The sequence below is a fragment of the Tropicimonas sediminicola genome, from assembly GCF_900188335.1.
In the GTDB taxonomy this organism is placed as follows: domain Bacteria; phylum Pseudomonadota; class Alphaproteobacteria; order Rhodobacterales; family Rhodobacteraceae; genus Tropicimonas; species Tropicimonas sediminicola.
The window spans coordinates 689,099-709,522 of sequence record NZ_FZOY01000002.1; the positions used below are offsets into that span (position 1 = coordinate 689,099).

A 20,424-nucleotide genomic window follows, 5' to 3' on the forward strand; every position below is an offset into this window, starting at 1 on the left:
GCATTCGCACAGCCCCTCCTCGGCCCCGCGAATCCCTTATGTAATCCATTACATTGGCATCATACGGTTGATGTAATCGTTTACAAGTACCATCGAGCTGCTAATCTCGGCAAAAGCGTCGGCACCCGAAAACACCGGCAGGCCGGCAGAACGAGACACAGCAATGACAAAGCGTGCCCCATCCATCCGAGACGTGGCCATCGCGGCCGGCGTTTCCACGGCGACCGTCAGCCGGACCCTCTCCTCGCCGGAAGTGGTGAGCGAGAAGACGCGGGAGACCGTGTACCGGGCGATCTCGGAAACCGGCTACCGGCTCAACGTCATGGCGCGGAACCTTCGGCGACGCGAGACCGGCGCGATCGCGGTGCTGCTCCCCAACCTCGGCAACCCGTTCTTCGCCAAGATCCTGTCGGGGATCGCCGAGGTCATGTCGGCCGCCGGCTACAACGTGCTGATCACCGACACCACGCCGACCTCACCCGACGACCACCGCTTCCCGGAATACTTCAGTCACAACCAGACCGACGGGCTGATCGTGCTGGATGGCATGCTCAATCGCGAGCTGCTGCTGAACCGGGGCACGCCGGAGGTGCGTGCGCCGATGGTCTTTGCCTGCGAATGGATCGACGAGATCGAACGGCCGAAGGTGACGATCGACAACCGCGCCGCCTCGGAACGCGCGGTCAGCCACCTGATCGAGCTCGGGCACCGGCGCGTCGGCCATGTCTGCGGCCCGCCGGACAACGTGCTGACCGTCACCCGCCGGCAAGGCACACGAGAGGCGCTTCAGGCGGCCGGCCTCCCCTGCCGGGACGACTGGTTCTACGCGGGAGATTTCTCGCTGCAATCCGGCGCCGATGCCGCGCGGCGCTGGTGCGAGACGCCCGACCGCCCGACGGCGGTGCATTGCGCCAGCGACGAGATGGCGATGGGGTTCATCGGCGAATTGCATCGCCGGCGCGTGCGGGTGCCGGAGGATGTGTCGGTGGTCGGGTTCGACGACCTCGAGATCACCGCGCATTTCATCCCGCCGCTCACGACGATCCACCAGCCCCGGGTGGAGATCGGTCGCGCCGCGGCGCGGATGCTGCTTGAACGGATGCGAATCCCGCCGCAGGATCGCCAGCGTGGACCGGTGCCGCGGCTGGTCCTGCCGGTCGAACTGGTGGAAAGGCTCAGCACCGCGCCGCCTCCGGTCGACGCCCGGCAGAACGCCGGCTAGGCGGCCCGCGGGAGGAGGAACCGTGAGACAGACGACACATGCCGCAGCCCTTGCCCTGCTGCTCGGCCTTGCACCGGCCACCGGGCGGGCGCTCGACCTGCCACCGCCCGTCACCGACGACATGTATGCGCCGGTCATCAGGCCGCTGGCCGAGGTCGGACACCTGCTGTTCTGGGATCCGATCCTGAGCGGCAACCGCAACATCGCCTGCGGCACCTGCCACCACCCCCGCTTCGGCACCTCCGACGGCGTCTCGCTGACGATCGGCGAGGGTGGCATCGGCCTCGGCCCGGAGCGCCGCCCCGACCCCGACAACATGCCCGAGCAGCGCGTACCCCGGAACGCGCCGGCATTGTTCAACCTCGGCGCGCGGGAATTCACCACGCTGTTCCACGACGGCCGCATCCAGGCCGACCCGTCGCAGCCCAACGGCCTGCGCACGCCGCTCGCCCAGGAGATGGTCCAGGGCTTTTCCGGCGTGCTCTCCGCCCAGACCATGTTCCCGGTGCTGAGTCCCGACGAGATGGCCGGCCATTACGGCGAGAACGAAATCTCCAAGGCCGTGCGCTCCGGGCGGCTGACCGGCGAGGGCGGCGCCTGGGACCTGATCGCCGCACGGGTGCGCGGCATTCCCGAATACCAGGCCGCCTTCGAAACCGCCCTTCCGGAGGTGGCCGCCGGAAAAGCGGTGAGCTTCACCGACATTTCCGACGCCATCGCCGAGTTCATCGCCGTCGAATGGCGCGCCGATGACAGCCCGTTCGACCGCCACCTCCGCGGCCAAGAGCCTCTCACCGGGGACGCGCTGCGTGGAATGGAACTGTTTTTCGGGGAGGCCGGGTGCAGCACCTGCCATTCCGGCCCCTTCTTCACCGACCACGGGTTTCACGCGATGGGCGTGCCGCAGTTCGGGCCGGGCAAGGCGGAGCGTTTCGAGAGCCATTCGCGGGACGAGGGCCGGTTCCGGGTGACCGGGCACGAAGAGGACCTCTACGCCTTTCTCACGCCGAGCCTGCGAAACGTCGCGGCGACCGCTCCCTACGGACATACCGGCTCGCACCGCGACCTCGCGGCCTTCCTCGCCCATCACGTCGACCCGAGTGCCGGCCTCTCAAGCTTCGACAGGAGCCAGCCGATCCTGCACGACTTCGAGGGCAAGCCCGTCTGGGCGGCGCTTGACGACCCGGCGGAGGCGGCGCGCATTTCTGCGGCCGCGGGGAGTGAGGCGCGCGAGATCGGTGACGCGGATCTGGCGGCGCTCGTTGCCTTCCTTGAGAGCCTGACGGACGATGCCAGCCTCTCCGGCCGGTTCGGCGTACCGGAGAGCGTGCCCAGCGGCCTGCCGGTCGACAGGTAGCCACGGAGCACTCCCGCCCGTCGTCGACGCATCAAGGATGCGCCTCCTCCCGTTGGGCCGGGCCGCGCGCAGGCGCGCGGCGGCGCGAGCATTCAGCGGGTGTTCTGCTTATTGCTTGCCAGGGGCGCCGGCACGCGAAGCGTGCCCGGCCCAACGGGAGGAGGCGCCGCGGCGCCGACGACGGGCGGGAGCCCCGGTTGCCTCTCAGTGCGGAGCGGGCCCTCCCGGGAGGCGGACCTCAAGTCCGCGCTCCGCATCGCGGCAGACCTCTACCGCCTGGTTTGCCGCCACCTCGACCCAATCGCTCATTGCACCGTCGGGCCAGATGACTCGCAGCTCAACTGCCTCCGCCGCGCCGAGCCCGAAGTGTTCCGGCAGTGCGCGGCCGCTTGCGTGGTATCCGCCGACCGTGATCTCCCTTGCCGTGATCCGCCCCTCCGCATCGCGCAGCTCCAGCCAAGCGCCGACGGCGAAGCCGTTGCCGCCCTGCTGACGCGGCTGCACCGTCAGCCAGTTGCCGGCGCCCTCGGTGACGTTCCGGTAGAGTTCCATCGGCGCGCGGCGGTTCACCACCGCGAGATCCAGCCGGCCGTCCCCGTCGAAATCGGCCAGAGCCGCCCCTCGGGACCGCTCCGTCGTCGCCACCCCGGCCTCCACCGAGCGTTCGGCGAAGGTGCCGTCGGGCTGTTGCACAAGCAGGTTGTTCGGGTCGTTGATCGCGTTGCTCGGCATCTGGTCCACGTTGCCCTTGGCGATGAACAGGTCGTCCCGGCCATCGTTGTCGACATCGCCGAACTGCGCCGTCCAGCCGGTGGAGGGCCGACCGTCGTCGCCGAGGTGCGGGCGTTGCGCAAAGGTGCCGATCTCGTAGGGGGCCTGCACGTAGTCCGACACCCCGTCCGACAGCAGCGTCAGCTGATCCGCCATGGAGGTCAGCACCAGGTCGGGCCGACCGTCGCCGTTCAGGTCGCGGCTGGCGATGCCCATGCCCCAGATCGAGAATTTCTTCCAGCCATCCTCTGCTCCGAGCAGTGCCGGCGCCTCGCCCATCCGCCACATCTGTTCCGCGCCGCCGCGCACATAATAATGACGGTCGTTCGAGACCCGCAGGTCCTGCCGGCCGGCACGCATCCAGTCGGAGAACAGCATCGACAGCGCGCAGAAGCCCGGCTCCAGCAGGACCGGCGGGCCGTAGCCCAGCCCCTCGGGCCGGTGCAGCTCGTTCACGTCGCAGGCCTCGAAGGGGCCCTCGGGATCGCTGCGGTCGACGTAGTTGCCGAAGGCGAGTGTTGGACGGGATGCGCCTGGCTCCCAGGTCGCGGAGAAGGCCGTGGTCCAGCGGTCCCCCGCCTCCAGCCCGAACGCCGCCGTGGCATCCTCGAAACGGCAGTCGCCCTGCCCGCGCAGCAGGACGTTGGGCCCCACCCGCAGTATGGCCAGGTCCAGCAATCCGTCGTCGTCGATGTCCAGAGGATAGGCGCCGGTCACGCCGGAAAGCTCCGGGATGCCCTGCCCGAGCGCAAAGGACAGCGGCGCGCCGGCGCCTTCGGTCCGATTCACGAATAGCCGCGCCGGGGCCTCGCCGCCGGCCACGAACATGTCCGGCAGGGTGTCGCCATTGCAGTCGAAGGTGGCGAGCCCGCCGCCGACGAAATGCTCCCAGCCACCGGAATAGACATGTTCGACCGGCAGCGCAGCGCGTGCATCCTCGAAGCGGACCTCGCCGCCGAAGGCGGGCAAACCGGCGAGAAGCGGAAGCAGCCCGAGCGCCAGGCGCGTCATGCCGCGGCCTCCCCGGCGCAGCGGGCCGCAGTCTGTGCCTCGAGCGCCAGCGTCGCCGCGCCACGCGCCCAGACCAGGTCGCCCCAGGCGTTGATCTCGATCCTGGGCAGGGTGCGCCCCTTGTTCACCGTCATCTCCCGCACCTCCGTGAGCACGTCCTCGGCGTAGAGGTAATCGTATTTCATCCGCGCCCCGGACAGGATCACCAGCGACGGATCGAACAGGTTGATCACGTTGGCGAGCCCGGCCGCGAGGAAACGCCCGGCGCGGCGAAAGATCGTGCGCGCGGCCTCGTTGCCGGCCTTGGCCTGGTCGTAGAGGCTTTCCAGCATGACCTGGGCGCTGCCCGACGCTGTACGGTGCAGATCGAGCGCGACCGAGGCCTCGCGCACCAGCGCATAATCGGACACGTAGGCCTCGAGACAGCCGCGCTGGCCGCAGCGGCAGAGCGCGCCGTCGAGCTGCACCTTGGTGTGGCCGATCTCCATCCCCACGGAATGCGCGCCACGGTAAAGACGGTGATCCATCACCAGCCCCATCCCGACGCCATACTCAAGGGTGACGACCGCGAAATCCGGCAAGGCCCTGCCCGCCCCGTACCAGAGTTCCGCCAGTGTCAGCAGGTTGGCGTCGTTGTCCACATAGACCGGCAGGCCCAGATGGTCTGACATCAGCGAGGCGAGCGGCAGATCGATTCCGCGGATGATCGGCGACCAGAGGGCAACGCCCCGTGCGTGGTCGACCATCCCCGGAACGCCGACCCCGAGGGCCGCGATGTCGCTCCGCTTCATGCCGGCCTCGCTCAGAAGACGGACGAGCAGCGCGTCGGCTTCCTCGACCAGCAGATCGAGGTCGGTGCGCAGGCTGGTGCGGGGAAGGCTCGCCTCGGCGACCGGGCGGCCGGAGAAATCGACGATGACACCGGTATGGACCAGGTCGCTTAGCTTGATGCCGGCGACGTAGCCTGCCTCGGGGCGCACCTCCAGCGCCACCGGCGGCCGTCCCCGGCTGCTTGGATCACGCGGAACCTCGACTTCCTGCAGAAGCCCCGCGCCCAGCAGATCGGCGACCTGGGTGGACACGCTCGCCGGGCTGACCTCGAGCCGTTTCGCCACGTCGATCCGCGAGAGTTGCCCCTGCGAGCGGATGCAGTCGAAAACCTGCTGGCGCAACGGCAGCACGGCCGTCTCTCGGGGCGAAAGGATGGGCCCGCAACCTGAAGGCGGCAGAAGTCGTGACACCGAATCCGTAGCTTTCAGACCCACCATTCATTCAGCCTTCCAAATAATAACAATTCTGCAATGCAGAAATTCCGGGCAAAAAGTGCCGAAGAGACACAACTCGCGCCATCCAATCAAACATACACCCGTATCCTTGTCGATTTTTATTTTGACAAATGAAATAAATGACGCGATGGTCGGCACCAGGGGAGCCCATGGGCTACCCCTGCCCTTCACGCAGGGTAAAATCGGGAGGAATTCATGCGTAACCTTTTCATTGCGGCTGCCGCACTGACGACCGCGTTCACCACAACCGCGCTCGCCCAGGACCTGACCGTGGGCGTCAGCTGGTCGAACTTCCAGGAAGAGCGTTGGAAGACCGACGAGGCAGCGATGGTCGCGGCCCTCGAGGCCGGCGGCGCGAAATACGTCTCCGCGGACGCCCAGTCGTCCTCGTCCAAGCAGCTCTCCGACGTCGAGGCGCTGATGGCGCAGGGCGTCGATGCGCTGATCGTGCTCGCCCAGGACACCGAAGCGGTGATCCCCGCGGTTCAGATGGCCGCGGACGAAGGCATTCCGGTCATCGCCTATGACCGCCTGATCGAAGATCCGCGCGCCTTCTACCTGACCTTCGACAACGTCGAGGTCGGCCGGATGCAGGCCCGCGCCGTGCTCGAGGCCGCGCCCAACGGCAACTACGTGATGATCAAGGGCTCGCCCACCGATCCGAACGCGGACTTCCTCCGCGGCGGCCAGCAGGAAGTGCTGCAGGCGGCGATCGACGCCGGTGACATCACCATCGTCGGCGAAGCCTATACCGACGGCTGGCTGCCGGCGAACGCGCAGCGCAACATGGAGCAGATCCTGACGGCGAACGACAACAAGGTCGACGCCGTGGTCGCCTCCAACGACGGCACCGCCGGCGGCGCCGTGGCCGCGCTCACCGCGCAGGGCATGGAAGGCATTCCGGTATCCGGCCAGGACGGCGACCACGCCGCGCTGAACCGCGTCGCCAAGGGCACCCAGACGGTTTCGGTCTGGAAGGACGCCCGTGACCTCGGCAAGGCCGCCGGCGAGATCGCCGTGGCGCTGGCCGGTGGCACGGCAATGGCCGACATCGAAGGCGCCGCCGAGTGGACCTCGCCCGCCGGCACGACCATGACCGCGAAGTTCCTGGAGCCGGTTCCGGTCACCCAGGACAACCTGACCGCCGTCACCGACGCCGGCTGGATCTCGGTCGAGGCGCTCTGCCAGGGCGTCGAGAGCGGCCCCGCGCCCTGTAACTGACGCACAGCACATCCGCTGAAAGCACCAAGCCCCCGCCGAATGCGGCGGGGGCCCTCGGAACGCGCACCCCGGAGAGCGCCCAAATGGCCGATAGCACGGACACCCGCGACCTGCCGAAAAAGACCCGCCGGAACATCCTCGACACCATGGAGATCGACACCCGCCTGCTCGGCATGATCGGGGCCTTTGTCGTTATCTGCATCGTCTTCGATGTCTGGACGGGCGGCCGGTTCCTGACACCCCGCAACATTTTCAACCTGACGATCCAGACCGTCTCCGTCGCGATCATGGCGACCGGCATGGTTTTCGTCATCGTCACCCGCCACATCGACCTGAGCGTCGGCGCCCTGCTCGCCACATGCTCCGCCTTCATGGCGATGACGCAGACGGCCTGGCTGCCGAACCTGGTCGGCCTGCCGCTCGGCTCGCCGATGATCGCGCCGATCGCGATCCTCGTGGGCCTCGTCGTCGGCACCGCCATCGGCGCCTTCCACGGCTGGCTGATCGGCTACCTGACGATCCCGGCCTTCATCGTCACGCTGGGCGGCCTCTTCGTCTGGCGCAACGTCGCCTGGCACCTGTCGCGCGGCCAGACAATCGGCCCGCTCGACGAGACCTACGTCACGCTGGGCGGCATCGAAGGCACGATGGGCGCAACCGGCTCCTGGATCCTGGGGGCGCTCGCCGCGGCCTTCACGGTCTACCTGATGATCAATGCCCGCCGGAACAAGGTGCGCCATGACTTCCCCGTGAAGCCCATCTGGGCCGAGGCGGTCATCGGTGCGATCGCCGTCGGCGCGATCCTCGGCTTCGTCTGGATCCTGAACTCCTACGAGGTGCCGATCGGTCGCCTGCGCCGGATCTTCGACGCGCGAGGCGAGACCATGCCCGAGGGCTACACGGCCGTCTACGGCGTGCCCTACTCGGTGCTGATCCTGATCGTCGTGGCCATCGTGATGACCGTCGTCGCGCAGCGCACCCGGCTTGGACGCTACATCTTCGCGACCGGCGGCAACCCGGAGGCGACGGAGCTCGCCGGCATCAACATCCGCTTTCTCACCGTGAAGGTGTTTGCGATCGTCGGCTTCCTCTGCGCGCTGTCGGCAGTCGTGGCCTCGGCCCGCCTGAACTTCCACTCCAACGACATCGGCACGCTGGACGAACTGCGCGTGATCGCGGCGGCCGTCATTGGCGGCACGGCGCTCTCGGGCGGCATCGGCACGATCTATGGCGCCATCCTCGGCGCGCTGATCATGCAGTCGCTGCAATCGGGAATGGCGATGGTCGGCGTCGAGGCGCCCTACCAGAACATCGTCGTCGGCATCGTGCTCGTCTTCGCCGTCTATGTCGACATCCTCTACCGCAAGCGGACGGGAGACTGACCCATGCCACTTGATACCCAGGACCGCGGCACCCCGCTCGTCGAGATGCGCAACATGCGCAAGTCGTTCGGCGGGATCCACGCCGTCGACGACGTCACGATCAACCTCTACCCGGGCGAGGTCGTGGGCGTGCTCGGCCACAACGGCGCCGGCAAGTCGGTGCTGATGAAGATGCTCTCGGGCGCCTACAAGCGCGACGGCGGGCAGATTTTCGTCAACGGCGAGGAGGCGCATATCAACTCGCCGAGGGATGCCCGGCAGTACAACATCGAGACGATCTACCAGACGCTCGCGCTGGCCGACAACCTCGATGCCGCCTCCAACCTGTTTCTCGGGCGGGAGCTCGTCACGTCCGCAGGGCTGGTGAACGACGCGCTGATGGAGGCCGAGACGCGCAAGATCATGGCGCGGCTCAACCCCAACTTCCAGCGCTTCCACACCCCGGTGGCCGGCCTTTCGGGCGGCCAGCGGCAGTCCGTGGCGATCAGCCGAGCGGTCTATTTCAACGCCAAGATCCTCATCATGGACGAGCCCACCGCGGCGCTCGGCGTGGAGGAAACCGCGATGGTGGCCAAACTGATCGACGAGCTGAAGGCGCAGGGACTCGGCATCTTCCTGATCGACCACGACATCCACCAGGTGAAGGCGCTCTGCGACCGCGCCTCGGTGATGAAGAACGGCCGGCTGGTGGGCACCGTCAAGGTCGACGAAGTCACGGAGGACGACATCCTCGGGATGATCATTCTCGGCAAGCAACCGGAAAAAGGAATGGCGTGATGTATATCGGTCTGGACCTCGGGACCTCCGGTCTCAAGGCGCTCCTGATCGACGACGACCAGAAGGTCATCGCCGAGGCCACGGCACCGCTCACGGTGTCGCGGCCGCATCCCGGATGGTCGGAGCAGTCGGCAGCCGACTGGCTGGCGGCCGCCTCGGCCGCGATGGACGGGCTCGCGGCCGCCTCCTCGCTCGCGGGCGTGAAGGGGATCGGACTCAGTGGCCAGATGCACGGGGCGACCCTGCTGGACGCCTCCCAGAACGTGCTGCGCCCCTGCATGCTCTGGAACGACACCCGCTCCTACCAGGAGGCCGCCGCGCTCGACGCCTCGCCGGCCTGGCGGGAGATCACCGGCAACATCGTCTTCCCCGGCTTCACCGCTCCCAAGCTGATGTGGGTGCAGAAGAACGAGCCGGATATCTTTGCGAAGGTTGCGAAAATCCTTCTTCCCAAGGATTACCTCCGGCTCTGGCTCACCGGCGAGACGGTCTCCGAGATGTCCGACGCGGCCGGCACCAGCTGGCTCGACACCGGCAAGCGGGACTGGTCGGACGTCCTGCTCAACAGCTCGGACCTGACGCGGGATCACATGCCACGGCTGGTCGAGGGCTCCGAGGTCTCCGGCACGCTCCGCAAGGAACTGGCCGACCGCTGGGGCCTGCCGGCCGGCGTGGTGGTTGCCGGCGGCGGCGGCGACAACGCGGCCTCGGCCGTGGGCGTCGGCGTGGTCAAGGCGGGCGACGCCTTCATCTCGCTCGGCACCTCGGGCGTGCTGTTCGCGGCATCGGATGCCTACCAGCCCGACGCCGCCACGGCGGTGCACACCTTCTGCCATGCCCTGCCCGGCACCTGGCACCAGATGGGCGTGATCCTCGCCGCGACCGATGCGCTCAACTGGTATGCGGGGCTGGTCGGCTCCGACGCCGCCACGCTGACCGGCGACCTCGGCGCCAGCCTCCGTGCACCCGGCCGGACGATGTTCCTGCCCTATCTCGGCGGCGAGCGGACGCCGCACAACGACGCGCAGATCCGCGGCAGCCTGACCGGGCTGGAGCACGCGACCAACCGCTCCGCCGGCACCGCCGCGGTGCTCGAGGGCGTGACCTTCGCGATCCGCGACTGCTACGACGCGCTGGCCTCCACCGGCACGCGGTTCGACCGGCTGATCGCGGTGGGCGGCGGCTCGCGCTCGGACTACTGGCTGCGGGCCATCGCGACCGCGCTCAACATGCCCGTGCAGGTCCCCGTCGCCGGCGATTTCGGCGGCGCCTTCGGGGCCGCACGCCTGGCGATGATGGCCGCGACCGGCGCTGGAGCCGAGATCGCGTCCGTCCCGAAAATCTCCAAGGTCGTCGAGCCCGAGAAGGAGCTGACGACCGCCTTCGCCGAAGCGCAGACGCGCTACCGCGACACATATTCAGCCCTCAGAGGTCTCTCATGACTAACTTCTTCGACGGCATCGAGCCGATCAGATACGATCCCAGTGCCGAGACCGACCTGGCCTATCGCCACTACAACCCCGACGAGATCGTCATGGGCAAGCGGATGGAGGACCAGCTCCGCTTCGCCGTCGCCTATTGGCACAGCTTCGCCTGGGAGGGCGGCGATCCGTTCGGTGGGCGGACCTTCGATCGCCCCTGGTATCCGCAGGACTCGATGGAGATGGCCAGGGCCAAGGCCGATGTGGCCTTCGAGATGTTCGCCCTGCTCGGCCAGCCGTTCTTCTGCTTCCACGATGCCGATGTGCGCCCAGAAGGCGCCAGCTTTGCCGAGAGCCAGCGGAACCTCGAAGAGATCGTCGACTATTTCGGCGAGAAGATGGAGGCCACCGGCACGAAGCTGCTCTGGGGCACGGCCAACATGTTCACCCACCGCCGCTTCATGGCCGGTGCGGCGACCAACCCCGATCCGGACGTCTTCGCCTGGAGCGCGGCGACGGTGAAGAACTGCATCGACGCCACCAAGAAACTCGGCGGCCAGAACTACGTGCTCTGGGGTGGGCGCGAGGGCTACGAGACCCTGCTCAACACCGACCTCGTGCGCGAGCGCCAACAGGCCGGGCGCTTCCTGCAGATGGTGGTGGACTACAAGCACAAGATCGGCTTCGACGGCGCGATCCTGATCGAGCCCAAGCCGCAGGAGCCCTCCAAGCACCAGTACGACTACGACGTGAACACCGTCTATTCGTTCCTCAAGGAGTTCGGCCTCGAGGGCGAGGTGAAGATGAACATCGAGCAGGGCCATGCAATCCTAGCCGGCCATTCCTTCGAGCACGAGCTGGCGATGGCGGCCGCCTTCGGCATCCTCGGCTCGATCGACATGAACCGGAACGACTACCAGTCCGGCTGGGACACCGACCAGTTCCCGAACAGCGTCCCCGAGGTCGCGCTGGCCTATTACGAGATCCTCAAGGCGGGCGGATTCACCACCGGCGGCACCAATTTCGACGCCAAGCTGCGGCGGCAATCGCTCGACCCGGTGGACCTGATCGCCGGCCATGTGGGGGCGATGGACGTCTGCGCCCGTGGCCTCAAGGCCGCGGCGGCGATGCTGGAGGACGGCGGGCTGGAGAAAGCGCGCGGCGAACGCTACGCCGGCTGGGATGCGCCCAAGAACCGCGACATGCTGGAGAACGGCACGCTCGAGAGCATCACCGAGCGCGTGCTGTCCGAAGGCATCGACCCCGAGCCCCGCTCGGGCCGCCAGGAACGGCTGGAAAACTACATCAACCGCTTCGTCTGAGCGCGTGACAGATCACACCGGCTTTCGGCGGCCCCCTTGGCCGCCGATTGCATTTTTCCGGCCGGAGGCGGGCGGGTTTCTTGACTTCCGTGTCGCAAACAGGCCAGACCGGCGCAGCCCGCCAGTCCACCCCGGCAGGGTGAAATACGAGCCCTTCCCATGCGCCTCCTGATCTCCCTTGCCGCGCTTCTGCTGTCGGTGCTGCTGCTCCAGCTTTCCTCGGGCGGCGTCGGTCCGCTGGACGCGCTCTCGGGCCTCGAGCTGGGCTTTTCGCGCGCCGAGATCGGCCTTCTCGGCTCGGCGCATTTCGCGGGCTTCTTCGTCGGCTGCTGGTGGGCGCCGCGCCTGATGGGCTCCGTCGGCCATTCCCGCACGTTCGCGGCCTTTGCCGCCGCCGGCGCCATCGGCCTGCTGGCGCACCCGATGTGGCAGACGCCGTTGGCCTGGACGCTTCTTCGGCTGGCCACAGGGCTCTGCGTCGCCGGCTGCTACACGGTGATCGAGTCCTGGCTGCAGGCACGCGCCGACAACGCAAACCGTGGCCGCGTGATGGCGAATTACCGGGTGGTCGACCTTGTCGCGGCCATCGGGGCGCAGCTGATGATCGGCGTGCTCGAACCGGCGAGCTATGTCTCCTACAACATCCTCGCGATCCTGTGCTGCGCGGCGCTGTTCCCGATCACGCTGTCGACCATGCCGCAACCCCACACGCCCTCGGCGCCCCGGCTGCGGCCCCTGCTCGCGGTCCGCATGTCACCGCTCGCCGCCGCGGCGGTGATCGTCGCCGCCGTCTCCTCGGCCTCGTTCCGCATGGTCGGGCCGATCTATGGCCAGGAAGTCGGACTGGAACCGGCGCAGATCGCCTGGTTCCTCGCCGCCTGGGTGCTGGGCGGGGCGCTGGCGCAGATTCCGGTGGGCTGGCTCGCCGACCGGTTCGACCGCCGCCACGTGCTGGTGGCGCTCTCTGTCGCCGCGATTGCGAGCTGTCTCGCGACGGTCACGCTCGGCGCCGCCGGCAACGTCGCGATCTTTGCCAATGCGCTCGTCTTCGGCATCACGACCTTCCCGGTCTATTCCGTCGCCGCCGCCCATGCCCACGATTTCGCCCGCAGCTCCGAGCGGGTGGAGCTCTCGGCGGCGCTGATGTTCTTCTTCGCCGTGGGCGCAATCGGCGCGCCGCTTTTTGCCTCGAGCCTGATCGAGGCTTTCGGTCCCTCCGCGCTTTTCGGCATGATCGCGGCGGCGCATGCGGTGCTGCTCGTCTTCAGCATCGCGCGGATGCGCGTGGGCCGCATCAAGGTCCGGCGAACCCCGTATGTCTACACGCCGCGCACCTCCTTCACCATCGGCCGGCTGCTGCGAAAGAGCCGCGACAACCGCCCGCCCCCGGCGCCGACCCGCGACAGACAGGAACCTTGACCGGGCGACGCAGCCTTTCCATCCTGATACGGGACGGAGGGCGGCGATGAAGTACTTCCTGGCAGCAGCCTTGCTTGCAGCATCGGTTGCCCCGGCTGGGGCGGCCCAGCCTATGACCTTTACCGAGCGGGTCGAGATCAACGGCCACCGGATGCCGATCTTCATGGAGGTCTATCTCGAACCCGCCAGCCGCTCGAAGATCGCGGTCAAGGTGGCGGGCAACCTCCGGGCGGTCCAGGTGAACATTCCGGCGCTCCTGTCCGGTGTCGTGCAGGACACCTGCGAACAGCGCATCGCCCTCCAGCTCGACAAGGCCCGCTCCGAAGGCGACCACATCCGGCTGCTCGGACGGGTCCAGCTCATCCGCTACCGCTGCGATGCCGAGGGGGATTTCGACACCCGGCGCCGCACCATCAGCAACATCACCCAGGTCGACGCGCTGCTGCACGGTCAGATCCGCAACAATTGCCTCTTCGCCAGCCTGGAGGAACTGACCATCGACCCGAGCGGGCTGATCGGCGGCGTCATGAACCTTCTCAACCTGACCGAGAGAGTGTCACAGACCGTGCGCGAGGACCTCAATGCCGAACTGGCCGACACCGACATGTGCCTCGACATGCCCGATGCGCTGAAGGCCCTCGACGCCCATATCGCGCAAGGCGGCTTCCGGGATTTCGGCGACGGACAGCTCGGGTTCGTGATCCGGGGCAGCGTGGATCTGAATGCGGAAGGCGTGATCGCGATCCTGCACATGCTGCCGGAGCTGGGCGGCGCGCCCTGCGATTGCGACTGAGACGCCTCCGCCGAACTGGGCGGTGGCGCTTCGCCGGTGCATCGGCTAAAGCGACCTCCGTCGGTAACGGAGCAGGCCAGGCATGTCGCGAATTCTCATCACTTCAGCGCTACCCTACATCAACGGCATCAAGCATCTGGGCAACCTCGTGGGAAGCCAGCTGCCGGCCGATCTCTATGCCCGCTACTGCCGGGCCCGGGGCCACGAGGTCCTGTTTCTCTGCGCCACGGACGAGCACGGCACGCCGGCGGAGCTCGCCGCCGCCAAGGCCGCGATGCCGGTCGATGCCTATTGCGCGCAGATGCACCGCACCCAGGCCAAGCTCGCCGCCGGGTTCCGCCTGAGCTTCGATCACTTCGGCCGCTCCTCGAGCCCGCAGAACCACCGGCTGACGCAGTATTTCGCCGGCCGGCTGGCCGAGAACGGCTTCATCTCGGAGGTTTCCGAGAAGATGGTCTACTCGCCCGCCGATGGCCGCTTCCTGCCCGACCGCTACATCGAGGGCACCTGCCCCAACTGCGGCTACGACAAGGCTCGCGGCGACCAGTGCGAGAACTGCACCAAGCAGCTCGACCCGACCGACCTGCTGGAGCCGCGCTCCGCGATCTCCGGCTCGACCGACCTCGAGGTGCGCGAGACCAAGCACCTCTACCTGCGCCAGTCGGAGCTGAAGGACGAACTCGACGCCTGGATCGACAGCAAGTCCGACTGGCCGGTGCTGACCACCTCCATCGCCAAGAAATGGCTGCACGACGGCGACGGCCTGCAGGACCGCGGCATCACCCGCGACCTCAACTGGGGCATTGCCGTTCGCAAGGGCGAAGAGGACTGGCCCGGCATGGAGGGCAAGGTCTTCTACGTCTGGTTCGACGCGCCGATCGAATACATCGCCTGCGCCGCCGAATGGGCCGAGGCCCAGGGCAAGGACGAGGAGGACTGGTGGCGCTGGTGGCGCACCGATGCGGGCGCCGGGGATGTGCGTTACGTGCAGTTCATGGGCAAGGACAACGTGCCCTTCCACACGCTCTCCTTCCCTTCGACGCTGATCGGCAGCCGCGACCCGTGGAAGCTCGTCGACTACATCAAGTCGTTCAACTACCTGAACTACGACGGCGGGCAGTTCTCGACCAGCCAGGGCCGAGGAATCTTCCAGGACCAGGCGCTGGATATCCTGCCCGCCGATTACTGGCGCTGGTGGCTGCTCTCCAATGCGCCGGAGACCTCGGACAGCGAGTTCACCTGGGAGAAATTCCAGGCCGGCGTGAACAAGGACCTCGCCGATGTGCTGGGCAATTTCGTGAGCAGGGTGACCAAGTTCTGCCGCTCCAAGTTCGGCGAGGAGATCCCTGCCGGCGGCGAGGTGACGCCGGAGGGCGCGAAGCTGATCGCCGATCTCGACGCGCGTCTTGCGGCCTACAACGGGCACATGGAAGCGATCGAGGTGCGCAAGGCCGCTGCCGAACTCCGCGCGATCTGGGTCGCGGGCAACGAGTTCCTGCAGACGGCCGCGCCCTGGACGAGCTTCAAGACCGACCCGGAACGCGCCGCGGCCGACGTCCGGCTGGCGCTGAACCTGATCCGCGTCTATGCCGTGATCTCGGCCCCCTTCATTCCCGACGCGTCCGCGAAGCTCCTCGAGTCGATGCAGACCGATGTCACGGATTGGCCCGAAAGCATGGGTCCCGCGCTGGAAGTGCTCGCGCCGGGCCATGGCTTTGCCGTGCCGGATACGCTGTTCGCCAAGATCACCGACGAACAGCGCGAAGAATGGGAAAGCAGCTACGCCGGCACCCGGGGCTGACGCCGACCGGGCATCCCGATCCGCGGCGTCGCGGCCGCAACGATGGCGCTCCCGCCCCCTCGTCGCCCGCCCGAGGCGGGCGCTCGGCGTTGGGCCCCGAACCACGGCCGTCGTGCCGGGACCGGCAGGCCGCAGGCCTGCCACGCCCAACGGCGGGCAAGCGCGCCAGCGCGCCGTCCCGTCGGCGGGAGCCGCCCCCGCCCGGCTCGACCGATCCGCGGCGCGGCCCTCGCCTCTCTTTTCCTGCCGCCCGCACCGGGCTACCTCTGGGCCGAAGAGCAAGAAGGATCGAAGATGCGGATCGAGGCAGCCGGGCTGAGCAAGTCCTATCACACCACCGACGGCCCCCAGCCGGTTCTGGAGGACGTGTCGCTCACCCTCGCCCCGGGTGAGACCCTCGCCCTCACCGGCGAGTCCGGCTCCGGCAAGAGCACGCTGCTGCACCTGCTCGCCACACTCGACCTGCCCGACGCCGGTTCGATCCGGCTCGACGGCACCGAGGTGACCGGGTTGGGCGACGCCGGTCGTGCCGCCGTCCGCAGGGACCGGATCGGCCTGATTTTCCAGCAGTTCAACCTGATCCCGTCGCTTACCGTCGCTGGCAACCTCGATTTTCAGGCCCGCCTCGCCGGGCGCCATGACCCGGAATGGTCGGCCGAACTGGTCCATCGGCTGGGCCTCGCTGACCTGACCGACCGCTACCCGGAACAGCTCTCGGGCGGCCAGCAGCAACGCGTCGCGATCGGCCGCGCGCTGGCGCCACGTCCGAGCGCGCTCCTCGCCGACGAACCGACCGGCAACCTCGACGAGCGTACGGCCGGGCAGGTCTTCGAGCTGATCCTGGAACTCGTCGCCGAGACCCGTGCCAGCCTGCTCGTGGTCACCCATTCCGAGCGGCTCGCCTCCGGGTTGGCTCGCCGCCTGCACCTGAGCCGCGGGCGGCTGGCATGAGGCGCGCGGCCCTCGCGGCACTGCTGTCGCACTGGCGCCGTCAGCCGCTCCAGCTCTTCACCCTTCTGGCGGGGCTGGCGCTCGCCACGGCGCTCTGGTCTGCCGTGCAGGCGATCAACGGCGAGGCGCGCCGGAGCTATGACCAGGCCGCCTCCACGCTCGGCATCGGCAGCTATGCGAGCCTCACGCACACAGATGGCCCACTCTCCGTTGCCACCTATGTCGCGCTCAGGCGCGGCGGCTGGCTGGTCTCCCCATTAGTCGAAGGCCGCCTGCAGCGCGGCGATATACGTCTGCAAGTCACCGGCCTCGAACTGCTCACCGCCCCGCCCGGTCTCCTGCCCACCGACCTCAGCGCCGGCGCCGGCACCACACCGCTCGACCTGCTGCGCCCGCCCGGCGTCGGCTTTGTCGCCCCGGAAACCGCGCGCCTGCTGAAGGAAACCGAGGGGTTGCCCCGGCTGATCCCGGATCCCGCCATCCCTCCCGGCCGCCTCTTCACCGATATCGGCACGGCCGAGACCCTGTTGGGCACACCCGGGCAGATCGACCGGCTCCTTGTCCTGCCGGATCAGCCCGCCAACCAACGCCCCCTTGATCAGCTTGCCTCCGGCCTCACCCTCAGCCCGCCGCAGGAACAGGGAGACATCGCGCGGCTGACCGACAGCTTCCACCTCAACCTGACCGCCTTTGGCCTGCTGTCCTTCGCGGTTGGCCTTTTCATCGTCCACGGCGCGATCGGGCTCGCCTTCGAACAGCGCCGCCCGATGTTCCGAACCCTGCGCGCCCTTGGCCTGCCCGCACGCAGCCTGCTGACCCTCCTGCTCGCCGAAGTCCTGCTGCTGGCACTGCTCGCCGGCGGCTTCGGCCTCCTGCTGGGCTACCTGATCGCCGGCGCCCTGCTGCCCGACGTCGCGGCCACCTTGCGCGGTCTCTACGGAGCCGATGTCCGCGGCGTGCTGAGCTTCGATCCCGGCTGGGCGCTCGCCGGCCTCGCCATTGCGGAGACCGGTGCGCTGGTGGCGGCGGCGCATGGACTGCTGACCGTGCACCGCATGCCGCTGCTGGCCTCGGCACAGCCCCGCGCCTGGGCAACCGTCTCCGCCCGCGCTTTGCGGCGGCAGGCGTTCGCGGGCCTCGCCCTCCTGGCCGCCGGCATCCTGGCGGCTATCTTCGCCGACGGCCTGGTGGCCGGCTTCGCCCTGCTTGGCGGCCTTCTGCTCGGGTCCGCTCTGATCCTGCCGCGCCTGCTTGCCGCGGCGCTCGGCCTCGGCGCAAGGCTCGCCCGCGGCCCGCTCGCGCAGTGGTTCTGGGCCGACACGCGGCAGCAGATGCCCGGCCTGTCGCTCGCCCTGATGTCGCTGCTCCTCGCGCTTGCGACCAATATCGGCGTCTCCACCATGGTCTCCTCCTTCCGACTCAGCTTCACCGGATGGCTCGACCAGCGGCTTGTCTCGGATCTCTACGTCACCGCCCGCAGCGAGGCCGACGGCGAGGCGCTGCGCGCCTGGCTCGCCCCCCGTGCCGATGCGGTGCTGCCGATCTGGCCTGTCGACCTGCCCCTCGCCGGCGCCCCGGGCGAGCTCTATGGCATCATCGACCACGCGGTCTATCGCGACCACTGGCCGCTCCTGCGTTCCACGCCCGACACCTGGGACGCGGTGATGGAGGGGCGCGGCGTCCTGATCAACGAACAGCTCGCCCGCCGCGAGAACCTGCGGCTCGGCGCGCCGCTCGCCCTCGGGCCTGACTGGGAACTGCCGATCAGCGGCGTCTACTCCGACTACGGCAACCCGATCGGGCAGGCCGTCGTCGCGCGCGAAGCCCTGCTCGCCCATCACCCGGATGTGTCCAAGCTTCGCCACGGCATCGTCACCGCCGATCCGGACGCCCTGCGCAGGGCCCTCCTCGAGGACTACGGCCTGCCCGAAGCCAACCTGATCGACCAGGCGCGGCTCAAGGCCACGTCGCTGCAGATCTTCGAGCGCACCTTCACCGTGACCGGCGCCCTGAACGTGCTGACCCTCTCGGTCGCGGGCTTCGCGATCCTGACCGCCCTGCTCACGCTGTCGACCATGCGCCTGCCGCAGCTCGCCCCGGTCTGGGCGCTCGGCCTGACCCGCCGCCGGCTCGCGCGGCTGGAGATCCTGCGCACCCTCGCGCTCGCCACTCTGACCTTCCTCGCCGCCCTGCCGGTGGGGCTGGCGCTGGCCTGGTGCCTGCTGGCGGTGGTCAATGTCGAGGCCTTCGGCTGGCGCCTGCCGATGTTCCTGTTTCCCGGCCAATGGGGCGCGCTCTTCGCCCTCGCCCTTGCCGCTGCCGCACTGGCGGCCGCCCTGCCCACCCGCAGGCTCGCCCGAACCGCGCCCTCGCAATTCCTCAAGGTCTTCGCCGATGAACGCTGACCTCTCTTCCTGGCACAAATACCCCCGCCGGAGGCGGTCAGCCCTCGCCGCCCTCGCGGCGCTCGCCGCCTCTCTCGCCATGGAAGCCGGCGCCCAGGGCTTCGCGGGGCTGGGCACCGATGCCGAAGGGTTCGCCCTGCCCTCCCGCGAGACCGCGCTCGCCTTCCCCGCCGACCATGGCCCGCATCCGGATTACCGCATCGAATGGTGGTACCTGACCGCGAACCTCTCCGGGGAAGACGGCCGCGACTACGGCATCCAGTGGACCTTGTTCCGCTCCGCCGTGGCGCCGGAAGCGGGCGTCCCGGTCGAGGGCTGGCAAAGTCCGCAGATCTGGATGGGGCACGCCGGATTGACCACGCCCGAGGCGCATTTCAGCGCGGAACGGCTGGCACGGGGCGGCATCGGCCAGGCGGGCGCGGTTGCGGCCCCCTTCGAGGCCTGGATCGACGACTGGCGGATGGCCAGCACGGGGGGCGGCTCCGACGAGTACGACACGCTGGCCCTGAGCGCGACCGGGTCGGACTTCGCCTATCGCCTCGAGCTTCACGCCAACGGTCCGCTCGTCTTTCACGGCGAACGCGGCTACTCGGTGAAATCCCCCGAAGGCCAGGCCAGCCACTATTATTCCCAGCCCTACTACCAGGTCACAGGCACGCTTTACCTGCCCGAGGGCGAGGTTGCCGTGACGGGCGAAGGCTGGCTAGACCGGGAATGGTCCTCGCAGCCGCTGGCCCCGACGCAGGACGGCTGGGACTGGGTCTCGCTGCATTTCGACAGCGGCGACAAGCTGATGGGCTTCCGCCTGCGCGACCGGGAAGGCCCACCCTTCACCTCGGCCACCTGGATTGCCGCCGACGGGAGCGCCACGGCGCTCGGCGACGGGGCGCTGCGGCTCACGCCGCTTGCTGAGACCGAGGTGAACGGCGCCGCCATTCCGACGCGCTGGAAGGTCGAGTTGCCCCAAAGGGAACTCTCGGTCGAACTCGACGCCCTCAATCCGCAGGCATGGATGGCAACCTCCTTCCCGTACTGGGAAGGGCCGGTGCGGATCACCGGCAGCCACCCCGGCCGCGGCTACCTGGAGATGACCGGTTACGGGGCTGAATGAAGAGACGGCCCGCCGGTCGCCGCGCGGCGCCTCCGGGATCGGTATTTGAACCAGAACAGGGGCCGGCGCCAATCTGGCCCCCAAGATCCGCCGCGTCGTTACAGCAATTTGGAGCGCGGCCTTTTCCTTGGGCCGCGCATTCGCTAGAGGGTCCTGCGACCCATCCGAGGACCA

15 protein-coding genes are annotated in these 20,424 nt (G+C 68.4%); 13 read left to right on the forward strand and 2 right to left on the reverse strand.

The features are described from left to right. The first annotated feature begins 163 nt into the window (after window positions 1–163). Together CHB86_RS07545 and CHB86_RS07550 are read left to right on the forward strand one after the other, a co-directional pair. A complete protein-coding gene (locus CHB86_RS07545; RefSeq protein ID WP_089232381.1) occupies window positions 164–1,222 on the forward strand; it encodes a LacI family DNA-binding transcriptional regulator in 1,059 nt (352 codons plus the stop codon). 22 nt (window positions 1,223–1,244) lie between these two features. Continuing rightward, window positions 1,245–2,579, forward strand: coding sequence for a cytochrome-c peroxidase (locus CHB86_RS07550; protein WP_245837803.1), 1,335 nt, complete (start codon window positions 1,245–1,247; stop codon window positions 2,577–2,579). Window positions 2,580–2,783: 204 nt separating this feature from the next. On the opposite strand, the gene CHB86_RS07555 is transcribed toward CHB86_RS07550, so the two are convergent. Together CHB86_RS07555 and CHB86_RS07560 are read right to left on the reverse strand one after the other, a co-directional pair. Then, window positions 2,784–4,361 (reverse strand): CRTAC1 family protein, encoded by a 1,578-nt coding sequence (locus CHB86_RS07555; protein ID WP_089232382.1) that lies wholly within the window; start codon window positions 4,359–4,361, stop codon window positions 2,784–2,786. Beyond that, window positions 4,358–5,542: an ROK family transcriptional regulator gene (locus tag CHB86_RS07560; RefSeq protein ID WP_342747453.1), complete on the reverse strand. Its 1,185-nt coding sequence runs from the start codon at window positions 5,540–5,542 to the stop codon at window positions 4,358–4,360. The genes CHB86_RS07555 and CHB86_RS07560 overlap by 4 nt, the downstream gene beginning before the upstream one ends. 300 nt (window positions 5,543–5,842) lie before the next feature. Here CHB86_RS07560 and xylF point away from each other — a divergent pair, with 300 nt between their 5' ends. The 11 genes from xylF (at window position 5,843) to CHB86_RS07615 (ending at window position 20,250) form a co-directional block, all read left to right on the forward strand. Then, a complete protein-coding gene (xylF, locus tag CHB86_RS07565) occupies window positions 5,843–6,868 on the forward strand; it encodes a D-xylose ABC transporter substrate-binding protein (protein ID WP_089232384.1) in 1,026 nt (341 codons plus the stop codon). A gap of 83 nt (window positions 6,869–6,951) precedes the next feature. Then, window positions 6,952–8,250, forward strand: coding sequence for a sugar ABC transporter permease (locus CHB86_RS07570; RefSeq protein ID WP_089232385.1), 1,299 nt, complete (start codon window positions 6,952–6,954; stop codon window positions 8,248–8,250). A gap of 3 nt (window positions 8,251–8,253) precedes the next feature. Further along, window positions 8,254–9,027 carry an ATP-binding cassette domain-containing protein gene (locus CHB86_RS07575; RefSeq protein ID WP_089232386.1) on the forward strand — a complete coding sequence of 258 codons (774 nt, stop codon included), beginning with the start codon at window positions 8,254–8,256 and terminating at the stop codon, window positions 9,025–9,027. Beyond that, on the forward strand, window positions 9,027–10,469 hold the full coding sequence (gene xylB, locus CHB86_RS07580; RefSeq protein WP_089232387.1) for a xylulokinase: 1,443 nt from the start codon (window positions 9,027–9,029) through the stop codon (window positions 10,467–10,469). Before CHB86_RS07575 ends, xylB begins: the two co-directional genes overlap by 1 nt. Next, the gene (gene xylA, locus CHB86_RS07585; protein ID WP_089232388.1) at window positions 10,466–11,770 is read left to right on the forward strand and encodes a xylose isomerase; all 1,305 of its coding nucleotides are present in this window, start codon (window positions 10,466–10,468) and stop codon (window positions 11,768–11,770) included. The genes xylB and xylA overlap by 4 nt, the downstream gene beginning before the upstream one ends. Before the next feature lie 159 nt (window positions 11,771–11,929). Beyond that, on the forward strand, window positions 11,930–13,189 hold the full coding sequence (locus tag CHB86_RS07590; RefSeq protein WP_089232389.1) for an MFS transporter: 1,260 nt from the start codon (window positions 11,930–11,932) through the stop codon (window positions 13,187–13,189). A 46-nt stretch (window positions 13,190–13,235) separates the two neighbouring features. Further along, entirely contained in the window at window positions 13,236–13,982 is a 747-nt protein-coding gene (locus CHB86_RS07595) for a hypothetical protein (RefSeq protein WP_141134839.1), read from the forward strand. 82 nt (window positions 13,983–14,064) lie between these two features. Further along, window positions 14,065–15,783, forward strand: coding sequence for a methionine--tRNA ligase (metG, locus tag CHB86_RS07600; RefSeq protein ID WP_089232391.1), 1,719 nt, complete (start codon window positions 14,065–14,067; stop codon window positions 15,781–15,783). A 294-nt stretch (window positions 15,784–16,077) separates the two neighbouring features. Beyond that, window positions 16,078–16,734, forward strand: coding sequence for an ABC transporter ATP-binding protein (locus tag CHB86_RS07605; RefSeq protein WP_089232392.1), 657 nt, complete (start codon window positions 16,078–16,080; stop codon window positions 16,732–16,734). Beyond that, window positions 16,731–19,139, forward strand: coding sequence for an ABC transporter permease (locus CHB86_RS07610; RefSeq protein ID WP_089232393.1), 2,409 nt, complete (start codon window positions 16,731–16,733; stop codon window positions 19,137–19,139). The genes CHB86_RS07605 and CHB86_RS07610 overlap by 4 nt, the downstream gene beginning before the upstream one ends. After that, the gene (locus CHB86_RS07615; RefSeq protein ID WP_089232394.1) at window positions 19,129–20,250 is read left to right on the forward strand and encodes a lipocalin-like domain-containing protein; all 1,122 of its coding nucleotides are present in this window, start codon (window positions 19,129–19,131) and stop codon (window positions 20,248–20,250) included. Before CHB86_RS07610 ends, CHB86_RS07615 begins: the two co-directional genes overlap by 11 nt. Window positions 20,251–20,424: the final 174 nt, after the last annotated feature.

Excerpts from the sequence above, each read along its gene's own strand:
- CHB86_RS07545 (WP_089232381.1), top strand. The coding sequence starts at position 164 with ATGACAAAGCGTGCCCCATCCATCCGAGACGTGGCCATCGCGGCCGGC.
- CHB86_RS07555 (WP_089232382.1), bottom strand. The coding sequence starts at position 4,361 with ATGACGCGCCTGGCGCTCGGGCTGCTTCCGCTTCTCGCCGGTTTGCCC.
- xylF (WP_089232384.1), top strand. The coding sequence starts at position 5,843 with ATGCGTAACCTTTTCATTGCGGCTGCCGCACTGACGACCGCGTTCACC.
- CHB86_RS07570 (WP_089232385.1), top strand. The coding sequence starts at position 6,952 with ATGGCCGATAGCACGGACACCCGCGACCTGCCGAAAAAGACCCGCCGG.
- CHB86_RS07575 (WP_089232386.1), top strand. The coding sequence starts at position 8,254 with ATGCCACTTGATACCCAGGACCGCGGCACCCCGCTCGTCGAGATGCGC.
- xylB (WP_089232387.1), top strand. The coding sequence starts at position 9,027 with ATGTATATCGGTCTGGACCTCGGGACCTCCGGTCTCAAGGCGCTCCTG.
- xylA (WP_089232388.1), top strand. The coding sequence starts at position 10,466 with ATGACTAACTTCTTCGACGGCATCGAGCCGATCAGATACGATCCCAGT.
- CHB86_RS07590 (WP_089232389.1), top strand. The coding sequence starts at position 11,930 with ATGCGCCTCCTGATCTCCCTTGCCGCGCTTCTGCTGTCGGTGCTGCTG.
- CHB86_RS07595 (WP_141134839.1), top strand. The coding sequence starts at position 13,236 with ATGAAGTACTTCCTGGCAGCAGCCTTGCTTGCAGCATCGGTTGCCCCG.
- metG (WP_089232391.1), top strand. The coding sequence starts at position 14,065 with ATGTCGCGAATTCTCATCACTTCAGCGCTACCCTACATCAACGGCATC.
- CHB86_RS07605 (WP_089232392.1), top strand. The coding sequence starts at position 16,078 with ATGCGGATCGAGGCAGCCGGGCTGAGCAAGTCCTATCACACCACCGAC.
- CHB86_RS07610 (WP_089232393.1), top strand. The coding sequence starts at position 16,731 with ATGAGGCGCGCGGCCCTCGCGGCACTGCTGTCGCACTGGCGCCGTCAG.
- CHB86_RS07615 (WP_089232394.1), top strand. The coding sequence starts at position 19,129 with ATGAACGCTGACCTCTCTTCCTGGCACAAATACCCCCGCCGGAGGCGG.